The 26,084-nt window shown below is 73.4% G+C and carries 20 protein-coding genes; 13 read left to right on the forward strand and 7 right to left on the reverse strand.

The annotated features are described in order from the left end of the window. Positions 1-34 precede the first annotated feature (34 nt). Both lpdA and sucB read left to right on the forward strand, forming a co-directional pair. Complete coding sequence (gene lpdA / locus C1N71_RS07995; RefSeq protein WP_137755909.1) at positions 35-1,405, forward strand: dihydrolipoyl dehydrogenase; 1,371 nt, start codon at positions 35-37, stop codon at positions 1,403-1,405. 9 nt (positions 1,406-1,414) lie between these two features. After that, complete coding sequence (gene sucB / locus C1N71_RS08000) at positions 1,415-3,253, forward strand: 2-oxoglutarate dehydrogenase, E2 component, dihydrolipoamide succinyltransferase (protein ID WP_137755910.1); 1,839 nt, start codon at positions 1,415-1,417, stop codon at positions 3,251-3,253. A 13-nt stretch (positions 3,254-3,266) separates the two neighbouring features. Here sucB and C1N71_RS08005 read toward each other — a convergent pair whose 3' ends face one another. After that, a complete protein-coding gene (locus C1N71_RS08005) occupies positions 3,267-4,448 on the reverse strand; it encodes a hypothetical protein (RefSeq protein ID WP_137755911.1) in 1,182 nt (393 codons plus the stop codon). A gap of 135 nt (positions 4,449-4,583) precedes the next feature. Between C1N71_RS08005 and C1N71_RS08010 the strand changes: the two genes are divergently transcribed. The 4 genes from C1N71_RS08010 (at position 4,584) to C1N71_RS08025 (ending at position 8,678) form a co-directional block, all read left to right on the forward strand. Then, positions 4,584-5,279 carry a DUF4191 family protein gene (locus tag C1N71_RS08010; RefSeq protein WP_137755912.1) on the forward strand — a complete coding sequence of 232 codons (696 nt, stop codon included), beginning with the start codon at positions 4,584-4,586 and terminating at the stop codon, positions 5,277-5,279. A 231-nt stretch (positions 5,280-5,510) separates the two neighbouring features. Then, entirely contained in the window at positions 5,511-6,935 is a 1,425-nt protein-coding gene (gene glnA, locus C1N71_RS08015) for a type I glutamate--ammonia ligase (protein WP_137755913.1), read from the forward strand. A 199-nt stretch (positions 6,936-7,134) separates the two neighbouring features. After that, positions 7,135-7,509, forward strand: coding sequence for a YciI family protein (locus C1N71_RS08020; protein ID WP_137755914.1), 375 nt, complete (start codon positions 7,135-7,137; stop codon positions 7,507-7,509). Further along, on the forward strand, positions 7,506-8,678 hold the full coding sequence (locus C1N71_RS08025; RefSeq protein WP_137755915.1) for an RNA polymerase sigma factor: 1,173 nt from the start codon (positions 7,506-7,508) through the stop codon (positions 8,676-8,678). Before C1N71_RS08020 ends, C1N71_RS08025 begins: the two co-directional genes overlap by 4 nt. 20 nt (positions 8,679-8,698) lie before the next feature. Here the strand turns inward: C1N71_RS08025 and C1N71_RS08030 are convergent, their stop codons facing one another. From C1N71_RS08030 to C1N71_RS08040, 3 genes are read right to left on the reverse strand one after another with little or no spacing between them, the layout of a single operon-like run. Continuing rightward, entirely contained in the window at positions 8,699-11,590 is a 2,892-nt protein-coding gene (locus tag C1N71_RS08030; protein WP_137755916.1) for a bifunctional [glutamine synthetase] adenylyltransferase/[glutamine synthetase]-adenylyl-L-tyrosine phosphorylase, read from the reverse strand. Between the two features lie 38 nt (positions 11,591-11,628). Further along, positions 11,629-12,954: a glutamine synthetase family protein gene (locus tag C1N71_RS08035; RefSeq protein ID WP_137755917.1), complete on the reverse strand. Its 1,326-nt coding sequence runs from the start codon at positions 12,952-12,954 to the stop codon at positions 11,629-11,631. 29 nt (positions 12,955-12,983) lie between these two features. Continuing rightward, positions 12,984-15,074 (reverse strand): NAD(+) synthase, encoded by a 2,091-nt coding sequence (locus tag C1N71_RS08040; RefSeq protein ID WP_137755918.1) that lies wholly within the window; start codon positions 15,072-15,074, stop codon positions 12,984-12,986. 65 nt (positions 15,075-15,139) lie between these two features. Between C1N71_RS08040 and panB the strand changes: the two genes are divergently transcribed. Continuing rightward, on the forward strand, positions 15,140-15,997 hold the full coding sequence (gene panB, locus C1N71_RS08045) for a 3-methyl-2-oxobutanoate hydroxymethyltransferase (protein WP_137755919.1): 858 nt from the start codon (positions 15,140-15,142) through the stop codon (positions 15,995-15,997). Between the two features lie 4 nt (positions 15,998-16,001). Beyond that, complete coding sequence (locus tag C1N71_RS08050) at positions 16,002-16,508, forward strand: DUF1697 domain-containing protein (protein WP_137755920.1); 507 nt, start codon at positions 16,002-16,004, stop codon at positions 16,506-16,508. Between the two features lie 33 nt (positions 16,509-16,541). Here C1N71_RS08050 and C1N71_RS08055 read toward each other — a convergent pair whose 3' ends face one another. Then, on the reverse strand, positions 16,542-17,894 hold the full coding sequence (locus tag C1N71_RS08055) for an HNH endonuclease signature motif containing protein (protein WP_137755921.1): 1,353 nt from the start codon (positions 17,892-17,894) through the stop codon (positions 16,542-16,544). Between the two features lie 1,021 nt (positions 17,895-18,915). Then, on the reverse strand, positions 18,916-19,086 hold the full coding sequence (locus C1N71_RS08060) for an SPOR domain-containing protein (RefSeq protein WP_137755922.1): 171 nt from the start codon (positions 19,084-19,086) through the stop codon (positions 18,916-18,918). 30 nt (positions 19,087-19,116) lie between these two features. Here C1N71_RS08060 and map point away from each other — a divergent pair, with 30 nt between their 5' ends. Then, positions 19,117-19,992, forward strand: coding sequence for a type I methionyl aminopeptidase (map, locus tag C1N71_RS08065; protein ID WP_137755923.1), 876 nt, complete (start codon positions 19,117-19,119; stop codon positions 19,990-19,992). A 19-nt stretch (positions 19,993-20,011) separates the two neighbouring features. After that, entirely contained in the window at positions 20,012-20,782 is a 771-nt protein-coding gene (gene ppgK / locus C1N71_RS08070) for a polyphosphate--glucose phosphotransferase (RefSeq protein WP_137755924.1), read from the forward strand. Between the two features lie 30 nt (positions 20,783-20,812). Here the strand turns inward: ppgK and C1N71_RS08075 are convergent, their stop codons facing one another. Next, entirely contained in the window at positions 20,813-22,198 is a 1,386-nt protein-coding gene (locus tag C1N71_RS08075; RefSeq protein WP_254677945.1) for an NAD(P)/FAD-dependent oxidoreductase, read from the reverse strand. Between the two features lie 140 nt (positions 22,199-22,338). Between C1N71_RS08075 and C1N71_RS08080 the strand changes: the two genes are divergently transcribed. The 3 genes from C1N71_RS08080 to C1N71_RS08090 are packed head-to-tail and all read left to right on the forward strand — an operon-like array spanning position 22,339 to position 26,077. Next, positions 22,339-23,124, forward strand: coding sequence for a DeoR/GlpR family DNA-binding transcription regulator (locus tag C1N71_RS08080; protein WP_137755926.1), 786 nt, complete (start codon positions 22,339-22,341; stop codon positions 23,122-23,124). Continuing rightward, positions 23,121-24,071 (forward strand): 1-phosphofructokinase family hexose kinase, encoded by a 951-nt coding sequence (locus C1N71_RS08085; RefSeq protein WP_137755927.1) that lies wholly within the window; start codon positions 23,121-23,123, stop codon positions 24,069-24,071. Before C1N71_RS08080 ends, C1N71_RS08085 begins: the two co-directional genes overlap by 4 nt. An 8-nt stretch (positions 24,072-24,079) precedes the next feature. Further along, a complete protein-coding gene (locus tag C1N71_RS08090) occupies positions 24,080-26,077 on the forward strand; it encodes a PTS fructose transporter subunit IIABC (protein ID WP_137755928.1) in 1,998 nt (665 codons plus the stop codon). The last annotated feature ends 7 nt before the right edge of the window (positions 26,078-26,084 follow it).

The following is a 26,084-nucleotide window of genomic DNA, read 5'->3' on the forward strand; positions in this document are numbered from 1 at the left end:
CGCCTGCCAGCGAGACATCGAGGAGTGCGTGCACGTGGCCGAGAAGTTCGACATCGTCGTGCTGGGAGGTGGCAGCGCCGGCTACGCCGTGGCGCTGCGCGCCATCCAGCTCGGGAAGACCGCCGCGATCGTCGAGAAGGACAAGCTCGGGGGCACGTGCCTGCACCGCGGCTGCATCCCGACGAAGGCGATGCTCCACTCGTCCGAGGTCGCCGACGTCGTGCGCGACGCCGGGCACGCCGGCGTGCAGGCGGAGCTCAAGGGCGTCGACATCGAGGCGGTGAAGGGCTTCCGCGAGGAGATCGTCGCGAAGAAGTTCAAGGGTCTGCAGGGCCTCATCAAGTCGAAGGGCGTCACGGTCTTCGAGGGCACGGGGCGCCTCACCTCCCCCACGACCGTCCAGGTCGGCGACACGACCCTCGAGGCGACGAACGTCGTGCTCGCGACGGGCTCGTTCTCGAAGACCCTGCCGGGCCTCACGATCGAGGGCCGCGTCATCACGAGCGAGCAGGCGCTGCAGCTCGACTGGATCCCGCGCCACGTCATCGTGCTCGGCGGCGGCGTCATCGGCGTCGAGTTCGCGAGCGTCTGGCGCGGCTTCGGCTCCGAGGTCACGATCATCGAGGGCCTGCCCCACCTCGTGCCCAACGAGGAGGAGTCGATCTCGAAGCAGCTGGAGCGCGCGTACAAGAAGCGCGGCATCCAGTTCAAGCTCGGCGCGCGCTTCGCCGGCGTCACCCAGGACGACTCCGGCGTGCACGTCTCGCTCGAGTCCGGCGAGACCATCGACGCCGATCTCATGCTCGTCGCCGTCGGTCGCGGCCCCGTGACGCAGGACCTCGGCTACGAGGAGGTCGGCATCGCCATGGAGCGCGGCTTCGTCACGGTCGACGACCGCCTGCAGACGAGCGTCCCCGGCGTCTACGCCGTGGGCGACATCACGCCCGGCCTCCAGCTCGCGCACCGCAGCTACCAGCACGGCATCTTCGTCGCCGAGGAGATCGCGGGCCTGAGCCCGCGCGTCGTCGAGGACGTCAACATCCCCAAGGTCACCTACAGCGACCCCGAGATCTCGTCGGTCGGCTACACCGAGGCGAAGGCCAAGGAGCAGTTCGGCGCGGACGCGATCGAGACGTACGAGTACTCGCTCGCCGGCAACGCCAAGAGCGAGATCGTGGGCACCTCCGGCACCGTGAAGGCCGTGCGCGTCAAGGACGGCCCGGTCGTCGGCATGCACATGATCGGCCGCCGCGTCTCGGAGCTCGTCGGCGAGGCCCAGCTCATCGTGAACTGGGAGGCCTACCCCGAGGACGTCGCGCAGCTGCTGCACGCCCACCCGACCCAGGGCGAGTCGCTCGGCGAGACGATGCTGAAGCTCGCCGGCAAGCCGCTCCACGCCATCTAGGAGACCCGCATGGCCGACATCACCCTGCCCGCGCTCGGCGAGAGCGTCACCGAGGGCACCATCACCCGCTGGCTCAAGCAGGTCGGCGACACCGTCGAGGTCGACGAGCCGCTCGTCGAGATCTCGACCGACAAGGTCGACACCGAGGTGCCCTCGCCCATCGCCGGCACCATCACCGAGATCCTGGCCGACGAGGACGACACCGTCGACGTCGGCGCCGTCATCGCCCGCGTGGGCGACGCGGGCGACGCCCCCGCGTCGGACGCGCCTGCCGAGGAGCCGGCAGCCGCCGAGGAGTCGGCACCCGCCGAGGAGTCGGCACCCGCCGCCGAGACCGGCACGACGGACGAGTCGGAGACGGCCGAGCCCGAGGCGCCGTCCACCGACGCCGAGGAGCCCGCGGCCGCGCCGACCGCTGGCGCGAGCGAGGCTGGCGGCGACGCCACCGACATCACGCTGCCCGCGCTCGGCGAGTCCGTGACCGAGGGCACGATCACCCGCTGGCTCAAGCAGGTCGGCGACACGGTCGAGGTCGACGAGCCGCTGGTCGAGATCTCGACCGACAAGGTCGACACCGAGGTGCCCTCGCCGGTCGCCGGCACGATCTCCGAGATCCTCGCGAACGAGGACGACACCGTCGACGTCGGCGCCGTCATCGCCCGCGTCGGCGGCTCGGGTGGCGGCTCCGCTCCCGCCCAGGACGTTCCCGCCGAGGAGCCGAAGGTCGAGGAGCCGAAGGCCGAGGAGCCGAAGCAGGAGTCCGCCCCCGCGCAGGCGCCCGCCCCGGTCCAGGAGGTCCCGCCGGCACCGAAGGCGCCCTCCGCTCCGGCCGCGCCCGCGCAGGAAGCTCCGAAGCAGGAGGCCCCGAAGCAGGATGCCCCGGCTGCCCCCGCAGCGCCGTCGGCGGCCCCGGCTGCGCCTGCGACGTCCGGCGCGTCCGCGTACGTCACGCCCATCGTGCGCAAGCTCGCACACGAGCAGGGCGTCGACCTGTCGACCGTGCAGGGCACGGGCGTCGGCGGTCGCATCCGCAAGGAGGACGTGCTGTCGGCTGCCAAGGCAGCCTCGAGCGCGCCCGCGGCGGCCTCCGGCTCGTCCGCGCCCGCGGCGCCTGCGCCGGTCGAGGACTCGCCGCTGCGCGGCACGACCGCGAAGATGACGCGGCTGCGCAAGCTCGTCGCGTCGCGCGCGGTCGAGTCGATGCAGACGACGGCGCAGCTCACGACGGTCGTCGAGGTCGACGTCACGAAGGTCGCGCAGCTGCGCGACCGCGTGAAGGGCCGCTTCCAGGAGGTCACGGGGCAGAAGCTCTCGTTCCTGCCGTTCTTCTCGCTCGCCGCGGTCGAGGCGCTCCGCGCGCACCCGATCATCAACGCGACGGACGACGGCGACTCGATCACCTACCCCGACGTCGAGAACCTCTCGATGGCGGTCGACACCGAGCGCGGCCTGCTGACGCCCGTCATCAAGGACGCCGGGCGCCTCGACCTGCGCGGCTTCGCCGAGCAGATCGCGGACCTCGCCGCGCGCACCCGCGACAACAAGCTCGGCCCCGACGAGCTCGCCGGCGGCACGTTCACGCTGACGAACACGGGCTCGCGCGGCGCGCTGTTCGACACGCCGGTCGTCTTCCAGCCGCAGCGCGCCATCCTCGGCGTCGGCACGGTCGTGAAGCGCCCGGTCGTCGTGTCGGTCGACGGGCAGGACTCGATCGCCGTGCGCTCGATGGTCTACCTCGCCCTGTCGTACGACCACCGCATCATCGACGGCGCCGACGCGGCCCGCTACCTCACCGCGGTGAAGCAGCGGCTCGAGGCGGGCGACTTCGAGGGGCAGCTCGGCATCTGATCGAGCGGGTCGCTCACGCGGCCCACGCGTCCCGCAGCATCCAGCCGGCGTCGGTCCTCACCACGAGGACCGACGCCGGCTGCGTCGCGCTGGCGACGTCGACGAGCACGGCGTCGCCGAGCACGGCCGCCTCTGCGAGGACGGCGTCGGCCGGCATCCGCCACGTCGCCTGCGCCGCGCCGCCCGACGGGTCGAGGACGCTCGCGAGGCACGCGTCGTCGCCCGCGTCGAGGCACGCCTCGCGCAGCAGCAGCAGGGCCTCGGCCGCATCGACGGGCGAGGCCTCGGGAGCGGGCGGCGTCGACGCGACGGGCGCCGCGACGCCCGTCGGCGAGACGCCGGGCGCGGCGGCGGGCACGGGGTCCGACGCGCCCACGCCGCCGAGCACGAGGGCGCCGACGAGCGCCGCTGCGCCTCCCGCGGCCGCGATCCACACCGGTCGACGCACCGTCGCGGCCTGCGCGAGCGCCCGCTGCAGCCAGCGCACCGGGAGCGAGGCTGCGTCGTCGACGCGCGCTCGCTCGCGTCCGCGCCGCGCGATCGCGGGCTCGACGCGAGCGTGCTGCAGCGGCAGCGCCGGCCACGCCGCCAGCAGCGCCCGAGCGGCCGCATCCGGCTCGTGACGCTCGAGCGCCGCAGCCACGGGCTCGGGCGTGCGCTCGCCGGCCGCCGCGAGCAGGTCGTCGACGAGCGCGGCGAGCGCCGCGCAGTCGGCGGCGACGCCCGGCGACGCTCCACGCCACGCATCGGTGGACCGCCGGGTCTCGATCCCCGCTCCGGCGCCGACGAGCGCCGGGGCGCCGTCCTCGTCGAGCGCGATCGCGTGCAGGTCGATGCGCCCGGCGTGCGCCCCCGCGTCGTGGAGCGCCGCGACCGCGGCGAGCACGGGCGCCAGGACGGTCACGACCTCCCCCGGCGCCGGCGCGCCTCGCGCGAGGAGCCACGCAGCCGCGGTCGAGGTCGACGGAGGCCGCACGAGCACCACCGCGCCCGACTGGGTCGCCACGTCGAGCACCGGCAGCAGGTGCGGGTGGTCGACGGCGAGCAGCGCCTCCGCCTCGCGCGCGGCGTCCGCCGCCGCGGACCCCTCCGCGACGTGCAGCTCGACCGCCGCGTCGCCGAAGGCGGCGACGATGCGCCGGTCCCCCTCCTCGCGCACGATGCGCACGATCCGATGCCCCGCGAGCCGATCCATGCGATCAGCCTGCGCGCCCCATCGGCGCCGGGTGGTGGACGCCCGGACCGGTGTGGACCGACGCCAGCTGTGGAGCCCGGCCCGTCCCGCCACGACGCGTCGTCGGCGTGCGCCCGCGGGCGATACCCTGGAGGCATGGCGCAGCCGATCGACGCGAGGGAGCCGGGTCGCATCCGGACCATGTGGCGCATCTTCCAGATGACGCGCAAGCAGGACCGCGTGGCCCTGCCGCTCATGATCGGCGCAGCACTCCTGCCGATCGTGCTCGCGGTCGTGCTCGCGCTCGTCGTGGCACCGGGCGACGTGCTCTTCACGATCCTCTGGATCGTCTCCGGCGTGCTCGTCGGCCTCATGCTGCTCATGCTCACGCTGACGTGGCGTGCCGAGAAGCTCGCGTTCTCGCAGATCGAGGGCAAGCCCGGCGCCGTGGGCGCCGTGCTGTCGAACGGCCTGCGCGGCTCGTGGCAGTCGAGCGAGATGCCGGTCGCCGTCAACACGAAGACGCAGGACGCCGTCTACCGCGCCGTCGGTCGCGCCGGCATCGTGCTCATCGCCGAGGGTCCCTCGACGCGCACGGAGCGCCTCGTGCAGGACGAGCAGCGCAAGATCAAGCGCATCGTGCCGAACGTGCCGATCCATGTGCTGCGCATCGGGCCCGACTCCGACATCCCCCTGCGCCGCCTCACGCGTCGCATGCGCGGCCTCAAGCGCACCCTCACCCGTGCCGAGGTCGTCGCGGTCGGCAACCGGCTGTCGAGCCTCGGCGGCATGAACCTGCCGATCCCGAAGGGCATCGACCCCCGCCGCATGCGCGCCGGTCGTCCCCGCTGACGCCTACCGGCCTCCTCGCTCGCGCCGCCCGTCGACCTCGTCGACCGGCGGCGCGACGCGCATCCGGACCCATGCCGACGACGGCATGGAGACGCGACGGATCGCGGATCCGGCGCGCCGCGTAACGCGTCCGAAACAATCGCGTCACGTCGGGGCAACGGCATGCGCCTACCGTCGGAGGCACGGTGCGCATCGAGCGCGCGCCCACCCCCAAGGAAGCTAGGAGCGTTCATGTTCAAGGATTCGTCCGAGGTCCTCGCGTTCATCAAGGAGGAGGACGTCAAGTTCCTCGACATCCGGTTCACGGATCTCCCCGGTGTCCAGCAGCACTTCAACATCCCTGCCGCCACCGTCGACGAGGACTTCTTCACCGTCGGCCAGCTGTTCGACGGCTCGTCGATCCGCGGCTTCCAGGGCATCGCGGAGTCGGACCTGCAGCTGATCCCCGACGTGACCACGGCGTACCTCGACCCGTTCCGCGAGGTCAAGACGCTCATCATGATCTTCGACATCTACAACCCGCGCACGGGCGAGATCTACCACCGCGATCCGCGGCAGGTCGCGCACAAGGCCGAGCAGTACCTCGCGTCGACGGGCATCGCCGACACGGCCTTCTTCGCCCCCGAGGCGGAGTTCTACATCTTCGACGACGTGCGCTACGAGGTGAAGCAGAACTCGTCGTTCTACGCCGTGGACTCCGAGGAGGGCGCGTGGAACACGGGCCGCGTCGAGGAGGGCGGCAACCTCGCCAACAAGACCCCGTACAAGGGCGGCTACTTCCCCGTCTCGCCCGTCGACAAGCAGGCCGACCTGCGCGACGACATCTCGCTGAAGCTCATCGACGCGGGCCTCGAGCTCGAGCGCGCGCACCACGAGGTGGGCACGGGCGGCCAGGCCGAGATCAACTACAAGTTCTCGACGCTCGTGCGCTCGGCGGACGACATCCTGAAGTTCAAGTACATCGTCAAGAACACGGCCGAGGAGTGGGGCAAGGTCGCGACCTTCATGCCGAAGCCGCTGTTCGGCGACAACGGCTCGGGCATGCACACGCACCAGTCGCTGTGGAAGGGCGGCGAGCCGCTGTTCTACGACGCGAACGGCTACGGCGGCCTCTCGGACACGGCGCGCTGGTACATCGGCGGCATCCTGGCGCACGCTCCCGCGCTGCTCGCGTTCACGAACCCCTCGCTGAACTCGTACCACCGCCTCGTGAAGGGCTTCGAGGCGCCGGTCAACCTCGTCTACTCGGCGGGCAACCGCTCGGCGGCGATCCGCATCCCCATCACGGGCACGAACCCCAAGGCGAAGCGCATCGAGTTCCGCGCCCCCGACGCCTCGGGCAACCCGTACCTCGCCTTCGCGGCGCAGCTCATGGCGGGCCTCGACGGCATCAAGAACCGCATCGAGCCGCACGAGCCCGTCGACAAGGACCTCTACGAGCTCCCGCCCGAGGAGGCCAAGAGCATCCCGCAGGTCCCCGGCTCGCTCGAGGAGGCGCTCGTCGCCCTCGAGAACGACCACCAGTTCCTCATCGAGGGCAACGTGTTCACCGAGGACCTCATCGAGACGTGGATCGACTACAAGCGCACGCAGGAGATCCTGCCGACCGCGCAGCGTCCCCACCCCTTCGAGTACGAGCTGTACTTCGGGGTCTGATCGTTCGACGCGTCGATCCGCACAGACGGGGCCGGGTTCCTTGGGGGGACCCGGCCCCTTGCCGTGCGGGCAGCACCCGCGCTGCGAACCTCGATCCGTCGGGCTCGGATGTCCTCGTGCCTGTCGATCGGCACGGCGCCCGATCGTCATGAGGGTGGAGGATGCGAACGACGCATTCCACGACGAGAGGGACGAACCCATGCGCTACACGCTGCTGCTCCACTACCCCGAGATGGCCGGCGAGCTCGACGAGGAGGCCATGCGCGCCGGGCAGGAGGCGTTCGCCTCGTACGCGGCGACGCTGCACGCCGCGGGCGTGCTCGTGGCCGCCGAGGTGCTGCAGGAGAGCCACGCCACGACGACGGTGCGGATGGTCGACGACGCGCTGCGCGTGCAGGACGGTCCGTTCGCGGACTCGAAGGATCAGCTCGGCGGCACCGTGGTCGTCGACGTCGCCGACCTCGACGCCGCGATCGGCTGGGCGTCGCAGGCGCCGAACGTGACCTGGGGCGCCGTCGAGGTGCGCCCGGGTGCGACGCACGTCGTCGACGGCCGTTGGGTGCCGAACGCATGACCGATGCGGCCGACGCCGCAGCGCACGTCGCGCGCACGTCGTACGGCAGGCTCGTGAGCCTGCTCGCGGCGTCGACGCGCGACGTGGCCCTCGCCGAGGACGCCCTGCAGGGCGCGCTCGAGGAGGCGCTGCGGCGGTGGCCGGCCGACGGCGTGCCCGATCGCCCGGAGGCGTGGATCATGACGGTCGCGCGGAACCGGCAGCGGGACGTGCTCGGCTCGGCGGCCCGCCGCGACGTCGCGCTCGACGTCGAGCCGCGCATCGACCCGCTCGCCGTCGTCGATCCCGACGCCATCGGCGATCGCAGGCTCGAGCTGCTGTTCGCCTGCGCGCATCCCGCCATCGATGCCTCGATGCGAGCGCCGCTCATGCTGCAGACCGTGCTGGGGTTCGAGGCGGCGCAGGTCGCCGCGGCGTTCGCGGTGCCGCCAGCCACCATGGCGCAGCGGCTCGTGCGCGCGAAGCGGCGCCTGCGCGATGCGGGCATCCCGTTCCGCATCCCCGACCGGCGGGCGATGCCGGAACGGCTGGATGCGGTGCTCGAGGCGATCTACGGCTGCGCGGCCCTCACGTGGCGGGATCCGGCGACGGGCGTCGACTCGATGGCGGGCGAGGCGCGCCACGTCGCGGTGACCCTCGCGACGACGCTCGGCGTCGAGCGCGAGGCGTGGGCGCTCGCGGCGCTCGTCACCCTGTCGCTCGCGCGCCGCTCCCCTGCGTTCGTGCCGCTCGACGAGCAGGATGCGGGCGCGTGGGATGCGGCCCTGCTCGCCGAGGGACGTGCGCTGCTCGCGCGTGCGCAGGGCGACGGACTGCCGGGTCGGTTCGAGCTGGAGGCGGCGATCCAGGCCGTGCACTGCGCGCGGCGCGAGACGGGTGCGACGGACTGGGCGGCGCTCGAGACGCTCTACGACGCGCTGCTCGTCGTCGCTCCCACGACGGGCGGGCGGGTGGCGCGCGCCGCGGTCGTCGGTCGCCGCCACGGCGCCGACGCGGGGCTCGCGGCGCTCGGCGACGAGCAGCCGTTGCAGGCGTGGTGGGCCGTGCGGGGGCGGCTGCTCGCCGACGCCGGTCGCGCCGACGAGGCGCGCGACGCGTGGCTGCGCGCCGCGACGCTCGCCGGCGCCGACGACGTGCGCGACCATCTGCTCTCGCTCGCGCGCGGCTGAGCCGGCGTCGGCTGGGCCGCTCAGCCCCAGAAGCGGTCGTCGAAGACCTTGCGCGCGAGTCGCGTCGCGCGCAGGTACTCCTCCTCGAGCGCGCCCGCGCTCCCCGCGGGGCGTCCCATGAGCCGCGCGACGGTCTCGAGCTGCCCCCGATCGGTCGGCAGCAGGTCGATCGTGCGTGCCTGCGCGAGGGCGAGCGCGTTGCGCAGCCGCGACGCCAGCAGCCACGCTCGGCGCAGGATCGCGGCATCGCGCGCCGAGATCGCCTCTGCCTCGACGAGCCCGGACAGCGCCTGCAGCGTCGTCGCGTGCCGGGCGCGCGGATCGTCCGCGGGCTGCTGCAGCTGCAGCAGCTGCACGAGCCACTCGACGTCGCTGAGCGAGCCGCGACCGAGCTTGAGGTGACGGGTGCGATCCGCGTTCTGCGGCAGGCGCTCGGCCTCGACGCGCGCCTTGATGCGACGGATCTCACGGGCGTCGGCCGTCGAGAGCCCGCCGCGATCGCGCACGCGCGCGACGACGGCGAGCAGCGCGTCGGCGAGCGCCCGGTCGCCGGCGAACGGCGCGGCCCGCAGCAGCGCCTGACGCTCCCACACCTCGCCCCAGCGCTCGTAGTACGCCGCGTAGGAGGCGAGCGTGCGCACGAGGGGGCCCTGACGCCCCTCCGGTCGCAGCCCAGCGTCGAGCTCGAACTTCACGAACGGGTCCTGCACGACGTCGCTCGCGGCGCGCACGGCGCGCATCGCAGCGTCGAGGTCCCCCTCGTCGCGGCACACCCACAGCACGTCGACGTCGGAGCCGAAGCCGATCTCCCGCCCGCCCGTGCGTCCCATGCTCACGACGCCGATCGCGACGTCGCCGCCGACGAGGTCGAGCGCGGCGTCGATCGCGACGGCGGCGATGCCCGTGAGGCGCTCCCCTGTGGCGAGCACGTCGTCGAGCCCGAGCGACGAGGCGAGTGCGGCGCGCAGCAGCTCGCGCCGCCGCAGGGTGCGCAAGGCGGTCTGCGCCGCGTCGCGGTCGTCGCGATGCCGTTCGACGATCGCGCGCGCCTCGTCGGCGAGCGTCACGGGCGCGAGCGCCTGCAGGCGCGTCTCGTCGGCGAGCCAGTGCGCCGCCTCCGGGATGCGCTCCAGCAGCGTCGCGATGAGCCTCGACGACGAGAGCACCGCCATGAGCCGCTGCGCCGCGAGCTCCGAGTCGCGCAGCATCCGCAGGTACCAGGGCGACTCGCCGAGCGCCTCCGACAGCCTGCGGAAGGCGAGGAGCCCCATGTCGGGGTCGGGGCCCTCCGACAGCCACCGGAGGAGCACCGGCAGCAGCACCCGCTGGATCTGCGCGCGGCGCGTCACGCCGTTCGTCAGCGCGGCGATCTGGTCGAGCGCGCCCTTCGGGTCGCGCCAGCCGCTCGCCTCCAGTCGCGCCCTCGCCGCCTCGCTCGTCAGCTGCGTCGAGCCATCGGGCAGCGAGGCGACGGCCGCGAGCAGCGGACGGTAGAAGAGCCGCTCGTGGAGCCTGCGGACCTCACGCTTCGTCGCGTTCCAGCGCTCGAGCATCGCCGCGGCATCGGCGAAGCCCGCGGCGCGCGCGATCGCCCGCTGCGCATCCTCGCCCGAGGGCATGAGGTGCGTGCGCGACAGTCGCGCGAGCTGCGCACGATGCTCGAGCACGCGCAGCAGCCGGTAGTCGTCGGCGAACTCGCTCGCCTCGAGCCTGCCGATCATGCCGGCCTCGAGCAGCGCCTCGATCGCCTCGAGCGTGCCGCGCTGACGCACGTGCTCGTCCGTCGCGCCGTGCACGAGCTGCAGCAGCTGGATCGTGAACTCCACGTCGCGCAGGCCGCCCGGGCCGAGCTTCAGCTGCCAGTCGACCTCGTCGGCCGGGATGTGGTCGGTCACGCGCTCGCGCATGCGCTGCACCGACTCGACGAAGCCCTCGCGGGACGACGACTGCCACACCATCGAGCGCACCGCCCGCTCGTAGGCGGCGCCCAGGTCGGCGTCGCCGGCGACGGCGCGCGCCTTGAGCAGCGCCTGGAACTCCCACGACCTCGCCCAGCGCTCGTAGTAGGCGACGTGGCTCTCGAGCGTGCGCGTGAGCACGCCGTCCTTGCCCTCGGGGCGGAGGTTGGCGTCGACCTCCCACAGCATCGGCTCGCGCGACGGCTCCATGCAGCCCGCGGTCGTCTCGCGAGCGAGGGCCTGCGCCACCATCGCGGCGCGCTCCTCGCCGATCGCGCCGTCGCCGGCGTGCACCCAGATGACGTCGACGTCGCTGAGCACGTTGAGCTCGCGCGCGCCGGTCTTGCCCATGCCGATGATCGCGAGCCGCGTCGCAGCGACGTCGTCGGCGCCGAACCGGGCGGCCACCGTGCGGCGCGCGACGACGAGGCTCGCCTCGAGCGCCGCGGTCGCGGCGTCGGCGAGCGCGGCGCTCACCGCCTGCACGTGCGCGACGGGATCGGGCTGCGCGAGGTCGAACGCGACGATCTCGGTGAGGTGCCAGCGGTAGCGGCGTCGCAGCGCGACGATGGCGTCGGCGCGCGGCAGCCCGGTGTCGGCCACGGCGTCGAGCATCCGCTCGCGCAGCGTCGTCGCATCCGGCAGCGCTCGCGGCACGAGCGCCTCGAGCAGCTCGGGCGCGCGCTCGATGCAGGCGGCGAGGCCCGTGGACGCGCCGAGCACGCGCAGCAACGACGCACCCGCCTCCGCATCGTCGAGCGTCGCGGCGAGCGGCACGCCCGACCGGTGCAGGCGCGCGAACGACTGCAGCGCGCGGTCGGGGTCGGCCGCGAGCCGCAGGTCGTCGACGCGGGGACCGAGCACGCCCGCGACCTCGTCGAGCAGCGGCGCCGCCTCGCTGGGCGAGCGGAATCCGAGGCGCGCGAGGCGCGAGGTGGTGGTCTCGGCGCGCACGGGTCAGCGTCCCGTGTCGCGTCGCAGCCGTGCAGGGGTCACAGCAGGGTGAGGTTGGCCTCGAGCTCGTACTGCGTCACCTGCGCGCGGTAGCGACGCCAGTCCTCGCGCTTCGACTGCAGGAAGAAGTCGAAGACCTGCTCGCCGAGCGTCTCGGCGACGAGCTCGGAGTCCTCCATGAGCCCGAGCGCTCGGTCGAGGCTCGACGGCAGCGGCTCGTAGCCGAGTGCGCGGCGCTCCTTGTCGGTGAGGCTCCACACCTCCGTCGTCGCCTCCTCCGGCAGCTCGTAGCCCTCCTCGATGCCCTTGAGGCCCGCGGCGAGCATGACCGAGAACGCGAGGTACGGATTCGCGGCCGCGTCGATGCCGCGGTACTCGACGCGCGCCGACGACGGCTTGTTCGACAGCGGCACGCGCACGAGGGCCGAGCGGTTGTTGTGGCCCCACGAGATGTGGCTCGGCGCCTCGTCGCCTGCCCACAGGCGCTTGTACGAGTTCACGAACTGGTTCGTCACCGCGGTGAACTCCGGCGCGTGGCGCAGCAGCCCGGCCACGAACTGCCGCCCCGTCTTCGAGATCCGGTACTGGCCGGCGGGGTCGTGGAACGCGTTCTGCTCGCCCTCGAAGAGCGACATGTGCGTGTGCATGCCGGAGCCGGGCTTCGACTGCAGCGGCTTCGGCATGAAGGTCGCGTGCACGCCCTGCGCGATCGCGACCTCCTTCACGACCGTGCGGAACGTCTGGATGTTGTCGGCCGTCGTGAGCGCGTCCGCGTAGCGCAGGTCGATCTCGTTCTGGCCGGGGCCCGCCTCGTGGTGGCTGAACTCGACCGAGATGCCGAGGTCCTCGAGCATCCGCACGCTCGCGCGACGGAAGTCGTTCGCGGTGCCGCCGGGCACGTTGTCGAAGTAGCCGGCCTGGTCGACGGGCACGGGGTTCGTCGGGTCCGCATCGCGCAGCAGGTAGAACTCGCACTCGGGGTGCGTGTAGAACGAGAACCCGCGGTCGCCGGCCTTGGCGAGCGCGCGCTTCAGCACGTTGCGCGGATCCGCCGCGGCCCCCTCGCCGTCGGGCGTGAGGATGTCGCAGAACATGCGGGCGGTCGGGTCGATCTCGCCGCGCCACGGCAGCACCTGGAACGTCGACGGGTCTGGGCGGGCGATGACGTCGGCCTCCGACGCCGTCGTGAGCCCCTCGATCGAGGAGCCGTCGATGCCGAGACCCTCGGCGAACGCGCTCTCGACCTCCGCGGGGGCGATCGCGACCGACTTCAGCGTGCCGAGCACGTCGGTGAACCAGAGGCGCACGAACTTGACGCCGCGCTCCTCGATCGTGCGGAGCACGAAGTCACGCTGCTTGTCCATCGGGTCCCTTCCCTCGCGTGTGCTCCAGGCTATCGGGGCGCAGGGCCCTCGGCGTCCGTCGGCAGGGCCGCGTCGAGCTCGGCGAGCCAGGCGTCGGCGCTCGCATCCGACGGCATCCGCCAGTCGCCGCGCGGCGACAGCGAGCCGCCCGCGACGACCTTCGGCCCGTTCGGCAGCGCCGACCGCTTGAACTGATGCTGGAAGAAGCGGCGGACGAAGACCTCGAGCCAGCGGCGGATCGTGGGCAGGTCGTACGCGACCCGCTTCGCCTCCGGATAGCCCACGGGCCACGCACCACGGGTGGCGTCGCCCCACGCGTGCATCGCGAGGAACGCGATCTTCGACGGACGGTAGCCGCGTCGCAGCACGTGGAAGAGCGTGAAGTCCTGCAGCGCGTACGGCCCGATCGCGTCCTCGGTCGACTGCAGCGCGCCCGCATCCGTCTGCGGCACGAGCTCGGGGCTGATCTCCTGGCCGACGATCTCGGTCAGCACGCGGCCGACCTCGTCGCCGAACTGCCCCGTGTCGACGACCCAGCGGATGAGGTGCTGGATGAGGGTCTTCGGGATGCCGCCGTTCACGCCGTAGTGGGACATGTGGTCGCCGACGCCGTACGTGCACCAGCCGAGCGCGAGCTCGGACAGGTCGCCCGTGCCGAGCACGATGCCGCCGCGCTGGTTGGCGATGCGGAACAGCAGGTCGGTGCGCAGCCCCGCCTGCACGTTCTCGAACGTCACGTCGTACACGGGCTCGCCGTCGCCGGCCGGGTGCCCGATGGCCTGCAGCAGGCTCGTCGCGACGGGACGGATGTCGAGCTCCTCCCACGTGACGCCGAGCGCCTCCATGAGCGCGATGGCGTTCGTGCGCGTGCCCGCGCTCGTCGCGAAGCCCGGCATCGTGAACGCGAGGATGTCCGTCACGGGCCTCTCCAGCCGCTCGAGCGCCTTCGCGGCGACGATGAGCGCGTGCGTCGAGTCGAGGCCGCCGGAGACGCCGATGACGATGCGCGGTGCGAACGCGTCGGTCGTCAGCGCGCGCAGGCGCTGCTCGAGCCCGGAGACCTGGATGTTGTAGGCCTCGTAGCAGTCGAGGGCGAGGCGCGCCGGGTCGTCGGGCACGAACGGGAAGCGATCCACGGCGCGCCGCAGGCCGATGTCGGCGCTCGTCGGCTCGAGCTCGACGTGGATCTCGCGCACGCCGGGCACGCCGATCATCGCGCCGTTCTGGTCGAACGAGCCCTGCCGCATCCGCTCCTGCCGCAGCCGGTCGAGGTCGACGTCGACGATGGTCTCGGCGGGGCCGGACGGGAAGCGCTCGGACTCGCCCAGCAGGTCGCCCATCTCGTAGACCATCGTCATCCCGTCCCACGACAGGTCGGTCGACGACTCCCCCTCGCTCGCCGCCGCGTACGCGTAGACGGCGTTCGCGCGCGCCGAGGCGGAGCGGGCCAGGAGGTGCCGGTCCTCGGCGCGGCCGACGGTGATGGGCGACGCGGAGAGGTTGAGCAGCACGGTCGCGCCCGCGAGGGCGGCGAGCGACGACGGCGGCACCGGCACCCACATGTCCTCGCAGATCTCGGCGTGCACCGCGAGGCCTGGCACGTCGTCGGCGACGACGACGAGGTCGGGTCCGCAGGGCAGCTCGCCGTCGTCGTCGGCGCCCGGCCAGTGCGGCCGCTGGATGACGGCCGGAGCGCGGGAGCCCTCCGCGAACCAGCGCAGCTCGTAGAACTCGCGGTAGTTCGGCAGCGACATCTTCGGGACGACGCCGAGCACGACGCCCCGATGCAGCAGGACGGCGCAGTTGAACACGCGCGAGCCGATGCGCAGCGGCGCACCCACGGCGACGATCGGCGTGCAGTCGGCGGTGGCCTCGGCGAGGTCGACGACGGCGCGGTCGACGGCGTCGAGGAGCACGTCCTGCAGGTGCAGGTCGTCGAGCGCGTAGCCCGAGAGCGACAGCTCGGGGAAGACGGCGACGGCGACGCCCTCGGCGTCGAGCGCGCGGACGCGCTCGGCGATGCGCTCGGCGTTCGTCGCGGGCTGCGCTAGCGCGACCGGGAGCGTGCACGCGGCGACGCGCGCGAATCCGTGGGCGTAGGCGCTCGTGAACGCATCCATGGGTCGATCCAAGCAGACGACGCCGCGCAGCCGGCAGCGAGGATGCGCGGCGTAGGCTCGTCGGCATGCCAGAGGAGTCGAGCCCCTACGGGGGCGCCCCGCAGCCCAGCCCCGCCGCCGGTCGCAAGCGGGTCCGCACGCGGCACTTCCGCCAGGCGAAGGCCGACGGCGTCAAGATCACGGGCCTCACGAGCTACGACACCCTCACGGCGCAGATCTTCGATCGCGCGGGCATCGACTTCCTGCTCGTCGGCGACTCCGCCGGCAACACCGTGCTCGGCTACGACACGACGCTGCCCGTGACGGTCGACGAGCTCATCCCGCTCACGCGCGCCGTCGCGCGCTCGTGCCAGCGTGCGCTCGTCGTCGCCGACATGCCCTTCGGCTCGTACGAGGTCGACGCGTCGGAGGCGCTGCACACCGCGATCCGCTTCATGAAGGAGACGGGCGCGCACGCCGTCAAGCTCGAGGGCGGCGAGCGCTCGGCCGACAAGATCCGCCGCATCGTCGAGGCCGGCATCCCCGTCATGGGACACGTCGGCTTCACGCCGCAGTCGGAGCACGGCCTCGGCGGGCACGTGATCCAGGGTCGTGGCGACGAGGGCGCAGAGCAGCTGCTGCGCGACGCGCGCGCCGTCGAGGAGGCCGGCGCCTTCGCCGTGGTGCTCGAGATGGTGCCCTCGGATGCCGCGGCCGCCGTCACGGAGGCGCTGTCGATCCCGACGCTGTCGGTCGGCGCCGGTCCGCACTGCGACGGGCAGCTGCTCGTGTGGACCGACTGGGCCGGGCTCACGACGGGGCGCACGCCGCGCTTCGTGAAGCAGTACGCGCAGCTCGCGCAGACCCTCACGGAGGCCGCGCAGGCCTTCAAGGCCGACGTCGAGTCGGGCGCGTACCCGTCGGCCGAGCACGAGTACGAGTAGTCCCGTGGCCCGCATCGTGCTGCTGCTGCGCGGCGTGAACGTCGGCGGCGTGACCGTGCGCTCGGCGGACCTGCGCGCCTTGCTCGGCGACGCGGGGCTCGGCGAGGTGCGGACCGTGCTCGCGAGCGGCAACGCCATCGTCGACGCGCGCTCGGTCGCGGCGGGCGTCCGGACGGCCGAGGCGGCGCTCGAGGAGCGCTACGGCCGACGGATCCGCGTGCACGGCCTGACGCTCGCCGCACTGCGGACGATCGTCGACGCGTACCCGTTCGCCGAGGACGACGCGCATACGCCGTACGTGGTCTTCCCGCTCGAGGACGGCGTCCTCGAGCGCATCGCCGAGACCGAGACTGACGAGGATGTCGCGGTCGCGGGCGGCGTGCTGCACTGGTCGAACCCGAAGGGGCACACGATCGACTCCCCCATCGGCGTCGCGCTCGCCCGCGTCGGCAAGGACGCCACGACGACCCGCAACCTGCGGACGCTGCGGCGCATCGTGGACGCCGGCTGAGCGACGCACGAGGACGCGGAGCCGGCACGCGGGTCAGAACGGAAGCGACGACGTGGGCGGGTCGCGCGTGCGCGCGGAGGCGCGTCCCTCCACCGTGGCGTCGGTGAAGGTGGGTCCGGTCGGTGGTGGTCGGTCGAGGTAGGTCTGTCCGCGCGGTGATCGCCAGTGCAGTTCGCCGGGTCGGGGTTGGTGGACGGTCCAGGCGGTGGCGTGCTTGAGGGTGTGGTGGCGTCGGCAGAGGTGGGCGAGGTTGCCGATGCTCGTGGTGCCGCCGTGGTCCCAGGCGATGGTGTGGTCGAGGTCTGCGGTGCGGGCGTGGGATGCGCAGCCGGGGAACCGGCAGTGCTGGTCGCGGGCGATGAGGAGCCGACGCTGCGCTGCGGTCGGCTGATAGGTGTCGACCTCGACGACGGTGCCGCGGATCGGGTCGGTGAGCAGCCGCTCCCAGGTCGCTGCGACGCCGGCGAGGATGCGGGCGGTCTCGGCATCGATGGGCTGGGCGCCGTCGAGCGTGCCGGGTGCGTCGTCGTGTCCGGTGAGGGTGGTGACGGGGATCGTGACCTGCACGACCGGGCGGATCGTCGAGAGCAGCCTCGCGTGCTCGGTCGCATCGTCGGCGCCGACGCTCTGGGTGGCGCCATCCGGCGCTCCGCTACCGGTGAGGAGGAGCTCGCAGAATGCGTCGGCGCGCCATTGGTCGATGGTGCGCGGGTCGTCCTTGGGCTTGGCGCGGGCGCCGACGCGGAGGCGGTGGTCGATGCCGTGCGCGAGGACGGCGGGGACGTAGGCGCCGATCCACGCCATCCCGTCGTCGGCGGGTTCGATGGTCACGCGTCGGTCGTCGCGGGCGGCGCGGTGGCGGTCGACGAGCGGCTCCACCAGCTGCGCGTCCGCTGCCTTCCGTGCAGCCTTCGCGACGCGGGCCGGCGTCGTCGTCTCGGCGAGGGCGACCATGGCGGTCTCGTACGCGGTCCGCTGCTCGGCGGTGACGTCGGTGGAGGCGAGGACGGAGCCGGCCTCGGTGATCGCGCGCACGTGCCCGTGGCCGATGCGGCCGTCGGCGAACGCGTCGAGCACGAGCGGCCATGTGTCGACCAGGTGCATCGCGTCGCCGATCTGCCGCTCGATCGCGCGATCCGACACGCGTGCGTGCACGCCGATCTCGGCGGCGATCGCTCGCAGCTCCATCGTCGACCGCTCGCTCGACCCACTACCGGCACGCTCGAGCGCGAGATGGCCGAGGGAGGCGAGCAGGCGCAGCTCGTAGGCCTCGAGCGCCTGCCTGCCGGAGCGGAGCGCGGCGAGCTGGGAGAGCGCGTTGGCCTCGATCGCGGCCAGCGCGGCAGGGTCGGGACCCTGTGCCGTGCCGTCGATCTCCTGCGCCATGACCCGACTCTGCCAGCGACCACCGACACGGAGTCCGCGCGTGGATGGCCGGGTCGGGAGGGTCCGGTGCTCCTTTCGAGGCTCGCTGCGCTCGCACCTCAAGGAGCGGTTGGGAGAGACGGCACGGGTCAGGCGGGTGGCCGGAGCGGGAGGGTCCGGTGCTCCTTTCGAGGCTCGCTGCGCTCGCACCTCAAGGAGCGGGTGGGAGAGACGGCACGGTCAGGCGGGTGGCCGGAGTGGGAGGGTGCGGTGCTCCTTTCGAGGCTCGCTGCGCTCGCACCTCAAGGGGCGGTTCAGGAAGGGCGTGCTCGGATGAGTCGGATGGCTGGGTCGGGAGCGTCGCGTGCTCCTTTCGAGGCTCGCTGCGCTCGCACCTCAAGGAGCGGGTGGGGACGCTCCTGCGCAGCCATGCGGGCGGTCGCGTCGGGCGGGCTCGTCGCGTGGTCTCGTGACGGCTCCTCGCCCAAAGGCTCGGGGCCTCCTCGACCGGCTGGTGGGGGAACCGCCCGCGATGGGGATGCCGCCCGCCCGCAGCTGGTCGAGGAGCGCGCGAGCGAGAGCGAGCACGCGTCACGAGACCACGCGACCGCCGCTCCCACGCAGCCATGCGCGTGGTCGCGTCGCGCGGGCTCGTCGCGTGGTCTCGTGACGGCTGCAGCCTTCGGCTGCGGCCTCCTCGACCAGCTGGCGGGGAGCCACCCACGATGGGGATGCCGCCCACCCGCCGCTGGTCGAGGAGCGCGCGAGCGAGAGCGAGCACGCGTCACGAGACCACGCGACCGCCGCTCCCGCCCAGCCATGCGCCTGGTCGCGTCGAGCCGGTGCGTCTGGGGCTCCCTTCGCGGCTCGCTGCGCGGGTCCTGAGGAGCGAGCGCAGCGAGCGTCTCGAAGGGCGCGCCTCGAGAAGCGGTTCGGGAGGCGGGCGCGAGTCGATCAGAGGGCCGGGCCGCGGTGGTCCCTCCGCAGCGTCCCGAGGAGCGAGCGCCGCGAGCGCCCCCGAAGGGTGCGCCCCGCCTGCGGATCAGTCCTCCGCGGCGTCCTCCGCGGCCCATCGGCGCGAGCGCTCCTCGATGATCTCGGGCGCGCGCGCAGCCTCCTCGGCCGTGGCGAAGGGACCGGCCCGATCGACGCTGGGCGAGACCATGCCCTCCTCGACGGCGCCGGTCTCGAGGTTGTACCAGTACTCGGCCATGATCGTCCCCTCTTTCGTATGCTGGAGCCTATGCCCAAGGACGCGACCGGTCACCTGGTGCCCGGCGTCGTCGGGCCCGCTCCCGTCGTGCCCGCGAGCATCCCGCGGCCCGAGTACGTGGGGCGTCCCGCGCCTGCGGCGCACGTGGGCGGCGACGTCTACGACGCGAAGACGATCGAGCGCATCCGAACCGCGGGTCGCGTCGCCGCCGGCGCCCTCGACGCGGTCGCTCGCGCGGTCGAGCCGGGCGTCACGACCGACGCCCTCGACCGCATCGCGCACGCCCACCTCGTCGATCACGGCGCGTATCCCTCGACGCTCGGCTACCGCGGCTACCCGCGCTCGTCGTGCACGAGCGTCAACGAGGTCGTCTGCCACGGCATCCCCGACGACACCGTGCTCGAGGAGGGCGACATCGTCAACGTCGACGTCACCGCGTACCTCGACGGCGTCCACGGCGACACGAACCGCACCTTCCGCGTCGGCGCCGTCGCCCCCGAGGTCGACGCGCTCGTCGATCGCACCGAGGAGGCACTGCGCCGCGCGATCGCCGTCGTGCGCCCAGGGCGGCGCGTCAACGTCATCGGCCGCTCGATCGAGTCCTACGCGGCGCGCTTCGGCTACGGCGTCGTGCGCGACTTCACGGGGCACGGCGTCGGCACCTCGTTCCACTCCGGCCTCGTCATCCCGCACCACGACTCCGACGAGTACGCCACCGAGATCGTGCCGGGCATGGTGTTCACGATCGAGCCCATGCTCACACTCGGCGGCGCAGCCCACGAGACGTGGGCGGACGGCTGGACGGCCGTGACGCGCGACCGCAGCATCACGGCCCAGTTCGAGCACACGATCGCCGTCACCGACGACGGCGCCGACATCCTCACCCTCCCCACCACGACGACGTAGGAACGAGCAGGACCAGCGCATGAGCAAGGACAAGAAGTCGAAGGCGCCGAAGCAGGCCATCGGCGTCGACATCGGCGGCACCGGCATCAAGGCGGCGCTGGTCGACGTGCGCTCGGGCGAGCTGCTGAGCGACCGCATCAAGCTGCCGACGCCCGACGGCGGCGAGCCCGAGGCGATCGCCCAGGTCGTCGTGGAGCTCGTGGGCCGCCTCGACGACGAGCGGACCACGCCGGTCGGCGTCACCTTCCCTGCTATCGTGCGCCACGGTCGCACGCTCAGCGCCGCGAACGTCTCCAAGCGCTGGATCGACTTCGAGGCTGAGGCGTTCTTCGAGCAGCACCTGGGTCGACCCATCCACTTCGTCAACGACGCGGACGCCGCCGGCATCGCCGAGGACCACTGGGGTGCGGCGAAGGACGTCGACGGACTCGTCATCCTCACCACGCTCGGCACCGGCATCGGCGGCGCCCTCATCTACAAGGGCGTGCTCGTGCCGAACGCCGAGCTCGGCCACCTCGAGCTCGACGGCCACGACGCGGAGTCGCGCGCGTCGAACCGCGCACGCGAGAGCGAGGGGCTGTCGTACGAGGAGTGGGCGACGCGGCTGCAGCGCTACTACGCGCACCTCGAGTTCATCTTCTCCCCCGACCTGTTCGTCGTCGGCGGCGGGGTGTCGAAGTCGTCGGACAAGTTCCTGCCGCTGCTCGACCTGAAGACGCCCATCGTGCCGGCGACGCTGCGCAACAACGCGGGCATCATGGGCGCCGCGGCACTCGCGGTCGGCCTGTAGCGGCTCGACGGCGTCGACGACGAGCCGGCGCTACTCGACGAGGCCGGCGATCCGGCCGCCGACCCGCGCGAGCAGCGCCGTCTCCGGCATGCCGGTGCGCTCCTCCCACGCGTCGGCGGCGCCGAGCATGCGGTACATCGCGTGCACGCCGACGAAGCGGAGCGGCTCCGGCTCCCACGTGCCGCTGTCGTGGTCGTTCCACGGCAGCGCCGTGCGGGGAGTGGAACGGCCACGGATGCGATCGAGCAGCGTCTGCGCCGCGAGGTTCGTCGCCGTCACGCCGTGACCGGCGTAGCCGTACGCGTGACCGATGCCGGTGGCGTCGTCGACGTGCACGCGCGCGCACCAGTCGCGCGTGACGCCGATGACGCCGCGCCAGGCGTGGGCGACGGGCATGCGGACGCCGGGCAGCATCGCGCGAAGTCGACCGTGCAGCGTGCGGATGACCGAGACGGGCATCGCGCCGTCGCCCGGCAGCCCGGAGTCGTACGCGTAGGGCGAGCCGCGACCGCCGATCGCGATGCGACCGTCGTCGGTGCGCTGGGCGTAGACGAAGGCGTGCGCCGCGTCGCCGAGGCACTCCCGACCCTCCCAGCCGATCCGCGCCCAGTCCTCATCGGCGATCGGCGTCGTGACGATCATCGACGAGCGCACGGGGATGAGGGCGCGCTCGCCGACGAGCGGGCCGGAGTACGCCTCGGTGCACGCGATGGCATGGCGCGTGCGGACGGGGCCGTGGCTCGTGCGCACCAGCCGGGGCTCGAGCGACTCGGCGCGAACCCCTTCCACGATCGTGCCGCCGCGCGCCTCGACGGCTGCGGCGAGCCCCGCGACGAGCGCGGCGGGCTGCACGCGCGCCGTCGCCGGCAGGAGGAGGCCGCCGAGCGCTCCCTCCACGGCGATCCGGGCTCGCGTCTCGCCGGCGCCGAGCAGCACCGCCTCGTCGGGCTCGAGACCGTATCGCAGGTGGGCGAGGCGCTCGGCCCGCAGGCGCGCGAGCCCCGCCGGGCCCGTGGCGACGCGCAGCTGCCCGCCGCGCACCGCGCCCGCCTCGATGCCCTCGCGCGCGACGATCGCAAGCGTGTCGTCGATGGCGCCGAGCATGGCGCGCTGGAACGCGCGGACGGCGTCGACGCCGCGCGAGCGCTCGTAGACCGCGCGGTTGCCGGGGACGAGCGGCGACAGCCAGCCGCCGTTGCGTCCGGAGCCGCCGTAGCCGACCCGCTCGGCCTCGACGACGAGCACGCGCGTCGAGGGGTCGTCGACGAGCGCGTGGTAGGCCAGCCAGAGCCCCGTGAGCCCTGCGCCGACGATGAGGAGGTCGACGTCGCCCGCCAGCGCCGCGGCGGTGCGCAGCGCCGGCCGCGGCGTCACGTGCGCCCAGTGGGAGATCTCGCCGTTGCGGTACGTCGTCACGCGTGCTCCTCGTCGCGGATGGATGCCTGCCGCCATCCTGTCGCGCTCGCGCCTCGATCGCATCGAGACGCAGAATCTGCGTTTGTCTTTGCTTTGCTGCGTTCACCTGCTATCGTCGTGCCCACGACCGAGGAGGCTCGATGCTGGCAGTGCAGCGCCGCGACGCCATCGCCCAGCGCATCCGCGCGGAGGGCCGCGTGCTCGTCACCGAGCTCGCCGCCGAGCTCGCCATCACGCAGGAGACGGTGCGCCGCGACCTCGACGCGCTCGAGGAGGCCGGCATCGCCCGGCGGGTGCACGGCGGCGCGGTGAGCGCGGAGCGCGTGAGCCTCGTGGAGTCGGCGGTCGACGACCGCGTCGCGCGGAACGCGTCCGGCAAGCGCCGGATCGCCGACCTCGCGGCCACGCGACTCGTCGCGCTCGGCGCGACGAGCGTGCTCGTCGACGCCGGCACCACGACCGCCGCGTTCGCCGAGGCGCTCGTGCAGCGCTGGCCGCAGCACGTCGGGGCGCGCCTCGTCGTCGCGACGCACGCCCCCGCCGTCGCCGCCATCCTGTCGCGGCATCCCGCCATCGAGGTGCACGTCATCGGCGGACGCCTGCGGCAGCTCACCGGCGCCGCCGTCGGCGCCCAGACCCTGCTCGCCATCCAGGCGATGACCCCCGACGTCGTCGTGCTCGGCACGAACGGCCTCGACGCCGACGGGCTGACGACCCCCGACCCCGAGGAGGCGGCCGTGAAGGCCGCGATCGTCGCCGCCGGCCGTCGCGTCGCGTGCCTCGCCGACGGCTCGAAGGTCGGCGCCTCGACGCTGTGCCGCTTCGCCGTGCTCGGCGACCTCGACGTCGTCGTCACCGACGCGCAGCCCGACCCCTCGCTCGCCAACGCCCTCGGCGCCGCCGGCGCGGAGGTGCACGTCGCATGATCCTCACCATCACCCTCCACCCGTCGATCGATCGCACGGTCGAGCTCGGTGCCGCCCTCGAGGTCGGTGGCGTCGCACGCGCCCGGGGACGCGCCACCGAGGAGCCCGCCGGCAAGGGCGTCAACGTCACCCGCACGCTCCTCGCGGCGGGCACCGCTTCGACCGCCATCGTCGTCGCCGACCAGCACGACCGGCTCGTGGCCGCGCTCGACGGGCTCGACGTGCCGACGCACGCCGTGCACGTCGACGCGCCCGTGCGGCAGAACCTCACGATCGTGGACCCCGACGGCACGACGACGAAGGTCAACGAGTCCGGCGGCGCCGTCGACGGCCGCGTGCGCGAGGCGCTGCTGGATGCGGTCGACGAGCTCGCCAGCACCGCCGCGTGGGTCGTGCTCGCCGGCAGCCTGCCGCCCGACACCGACGCCGACGTCGTCACGGCGATCGTGGCCGCCGTGCGCCAGTCGGACGGCGCGCGCATCGCCGTCGACACCTCGGGTGCGGCGCTCGCCGCCGCGATCGACGCCGGCGTCGACCTCGTGAAGCCCAACGAGGCCGAGCTCGCCGAACTCCTCGGCCTCGACCAGCACGCGCTCGACGAGCCGGAGGCGGCGATCGCCGCGGCACGCGAGCTCGCGCGGCGTGTGCCCACCGTGCTCCTGACGCTCGGCGCCCACGGCGCCGCGCTCGTCACCGCGGACGGCGGCTGGCGCGCCGCTCCCCCGCCGACGGTCGTCCGCTCGACCGTCGGAGCCGGCGACGCGACGCTCGCGGGCTACCTGCACGCCGAGCAGCGCGGCCGTGACCATGCGGCTCGGCTCGCACAGGCCGTCGCCCACGGATCCGCCGCGGCAGCACTGCCGGGCACCGGCATCCCGACCCTCGGCCAGGCCGACGCGACCCGCGTCGACGTCCACCCCATCGGCCACCAGGCCACCACCCGCTAGGAGCAGCGTTGCCCGTCATCACCCCGCAGCTCGTCTCGTTGGACCGCCCGCTCGGCGCCGCGAAGGACGAGGTCATCACGACGATCGCCGGCCTCGTCGCCGCGGCCGGTCGCGCCGGCGACGCCGACGCACTCGCGGCCGACGTCCTCGCCCGCGAGGCGCTCGCGCCGACCGGCATGGGCGGCGGCATCGCCATCCCGCACGCCAAGACCCCCGCCGTGACCGAGCCCGGCCTCTTCTTCGCGCGCCTCGCGCCCGCGGTCGACTTCGGCGCCCCCGACGGGCCGGCAGACGTGCTCTTCATGATCCTCGCGCCGGAGGGCGCCGCCGACACGCACCTGCAGGTGCTGTCGCGGCTCGCCGGGTCCCTCGTCGACGACGAGTTCACCGCGGCGCTCCGGACGGCGGCGACGCCCGAGGAGGTCGTCGCGCTCGTCGACGCCGCCGTCGCCGACCGCGACGAGGCGGATGCGCCCGTCGACGTGGGCGGACGCTCGCTCGTCGCCGTCACCGCGTGCCCCACGGGCATCGCCCACACGTACATGGCCGCCGACGCGCTGAAGGCCGCCGGCGAGCGCGCCGGCGTGCGCGTGACGGTCGAGACGCAGGGATCGGCGGGCTCGAAGCCGCTCGACCCCGCGATCATCGCGGCCGCCGACGCCGTGATCTTCGCCGTCGACGTCGACGTGCGCGACAAGGGCCGCTTCGCAGGCAAGCCCGTCGTGCAGGTGCCCGTGAAGCGCGGCATCGACGAGGCGGATGCGCTCGTGACCCGCGCGCTCGCGGCCGCGGACGACCCGGCCGCGCCGCGCGTGGCCGGCGGGGCCGCTGCTGCAGCCGCGGCACCGGCGGCGAACGAGTCGCTCGGCGCGCTGCTGAAGCGCGTGCTCCTCACGGGCGTCAGCTACATGATCCCGTTCGTCGCGGGCGGCGGCCTGCTGCTCGCGCTCGGCTTCCTCATGGGCGGCTACGAGATCGCGTTCGCGAGCGACGTCGCCGGCCAGAACGTCGCGCAGCACACCGCGCTGACGTACCAGCTGTGGAACCTCCCCTCGGAGGGCCTGCTGTACTACCTCGGCTGCGTGGCGTTCACGATCGGCGGCGCCTCCATGGCGTTCCTCGTGCCTGCGCTCGCCGGCTACATCGCCTACGGCCTCGCCGATCGACCGGGCATCGCGCCGGGCTTCGTGGCGGGCTCGATCGCGGGCTTCATGGGCGCCGGCTTCCTCGGCGGCATCGTCGGCGGTCTCCTCGCCGGCGTCGTCGCCCGGTGGATGGGCACGTGGAGCGTGCCGCGCTGGCTCGCGGGCCTCATGCCCGTCGTGCTCATCCCGCTGCTCGCCTCCATCGTCGCGTCCGGCCTCATGGTCCTCGTGCTCGGCGGTCCCATCGCGGCGCTCTCGACCGGCCTCGGCGACTTCCTGAACTCGCTCTCGGGCACCGGCGTCGTGCTGCTCGGCATCATCCTGGGCGCGATGATGGCGATCGACCTCGGCGGACCCATCAACAAGGTCGCGTACTCGTTCGCCGTGGCGAACCTCGCGAACGGCTCGCCCGAGAATCCCGGACCGTGGATGATCATGGCGGCCGTGATGGCCGCCGGCATGGTGCCGCCGCTCGCGATGGCCCTCGCCACCGTGCTCGACCGTCGCCTCTTCTCGGCCGCCGAGCGCGAGAACGGCAAGGCGGCGTGGCTGCTGGGCGCCTCGTTCATCTCGGAGGGCGCCATCCCCTTCGCGGCCGCCGACCCGCTGCGCGTCATCGGCGCCTCGATCGTCGGCGCCGCGACGACGGGCGCGATCGCGATGGCGTCGGGCGTCGTGAGCCAGGCACCGCACGGCGGCGTGTTCGTGATGTTCGCCATGGACGGCACGTGGCCGATGTTCCTCGTGGCCATCGCCGTCGGGGTCGTCGTCACGGCAGGGCTCGTCATCGTGCTGAAGCGCTTCGTGCGACGCACCCCCGTGCCCGCGGCCGTCGAGGAGCGCGAGCTCGCGACCGTCTGACGCACGA

Source organism: Agrococcus sp. SGAir0287, assembly GCF_005484985.1.
GTDB lineage: Bacteria > Actinomycetota > Actinomycetes > Actinomycetales > Microbacteriaceae > Agrococcus.

Excerpts from the sequence above, each read along its gene's own strand:
- C1N71_RS08085 (WP_137755927.1), top strand. The coding sequence starts at position 23,121 with ATGATCCTCACCATCACCCTCCACCCGTCGATCGATCGCACGGTCGAG.
- map (WP_137755923.1), top strand. The coding sequence starts at position 19,117 with ATGCCCAAGGACGCGACCGGTCACCTGGTGCCCGGCGTCGTCGGGCCC.
- C1N71_RS08060 (WP_137755922.1), bottom strand. The coding sequence starts at position 19,086 with ATGGCCGAGTACTGGTACAACCTCGAGACCGGCGCCGTCGAGGAGGGC.
- C1N71_RS08055 (WP_137755921.1), bottom strand. The coding sequence starts at position 17,894 with ATGGCGCAGGAGATCGACGGCACGGCACAGGGTCCCGACCCTGCCGCG.
- panB (WP_137755919.1), top strand. The coding sequence starts at position 15,140 with ATGCCAGAGGAGTCGAGCCCCTACGGGGGCGCCCCGCAGCCCAGCCCC.
- C1N71_RS08025 (WP_137755915.1), top strand. The coding sequence starts at position 7,506 with ATGACCGATGCGGCCGACGCCGCAGCGCACGTCGCGCGCACGTCGTAC.
- sucB (WP_137755910.1), top strand. The coding sequence starts at position 1,415 with ATGGCCGACATCACCCTGCCCGCGCTCGGCGAGAGCGTCACCGAGGGC.
- glnA (WP_137755913.1), top strand. The coding sequence starts at position 5,511 with ATGTTCAAGGATTCGTCCGAGGTCCTCGCGTTCATCAAGGAGGAGGAC.
- C1N71_RS08010 (WP_137755912.1), top strand. The coding sequence starts at position 4,584 with ATGGCGCAGCCGATCGACGCGAGGGAGCCGGGTCGCATCCGGACCATG.
- C1N71_RS08005 (WP_137755911.1), bottom strand. The coding sequence starts at position 4,448 with ATGGATCGGCTCGCGGGGCATCGGATCGTGCGCATCGTGCGCGAGGAG.
- C1N71_RS08040 (WP_137755918.1), bottom strand. The coding sequence starts at position 15,074 with ATGGATGCGTTCACGAGCGCCTACGCCCACGGATTCGCGCGCGTCGCC.
- C1N71_RS08020 (WP_137755914.1), top strand. The coding sequence starts at position 7,135 with ATGCGCTACACGCTGCTGCTCCACTACCCCGAGATGGCCGGCGAGCTC.
- ppgK (WP_137755924.1), top strand. The coding sequence starts at position 20,012 with ATGAGCAAGGACAAGAAGTCGAAGGCGCCGAAGCAGGCCATCGGCGTC.
- C1N71_RS08080 (WP_137755926.1), top strand. The coding sequence starts at position 22,339 with ATGCTGGCAGTGCAGCGCCGCGACGCCATCGCCCAGCGCATCCGCGCG.
- C1N71_RS08035 (WP_137755917.1), bottom strand. The coding sequence starts at position 12,954 with ATGGACAAGCAGCGTGACTTCGTGCTCCGCACGATCGAGGAGCGCGGC.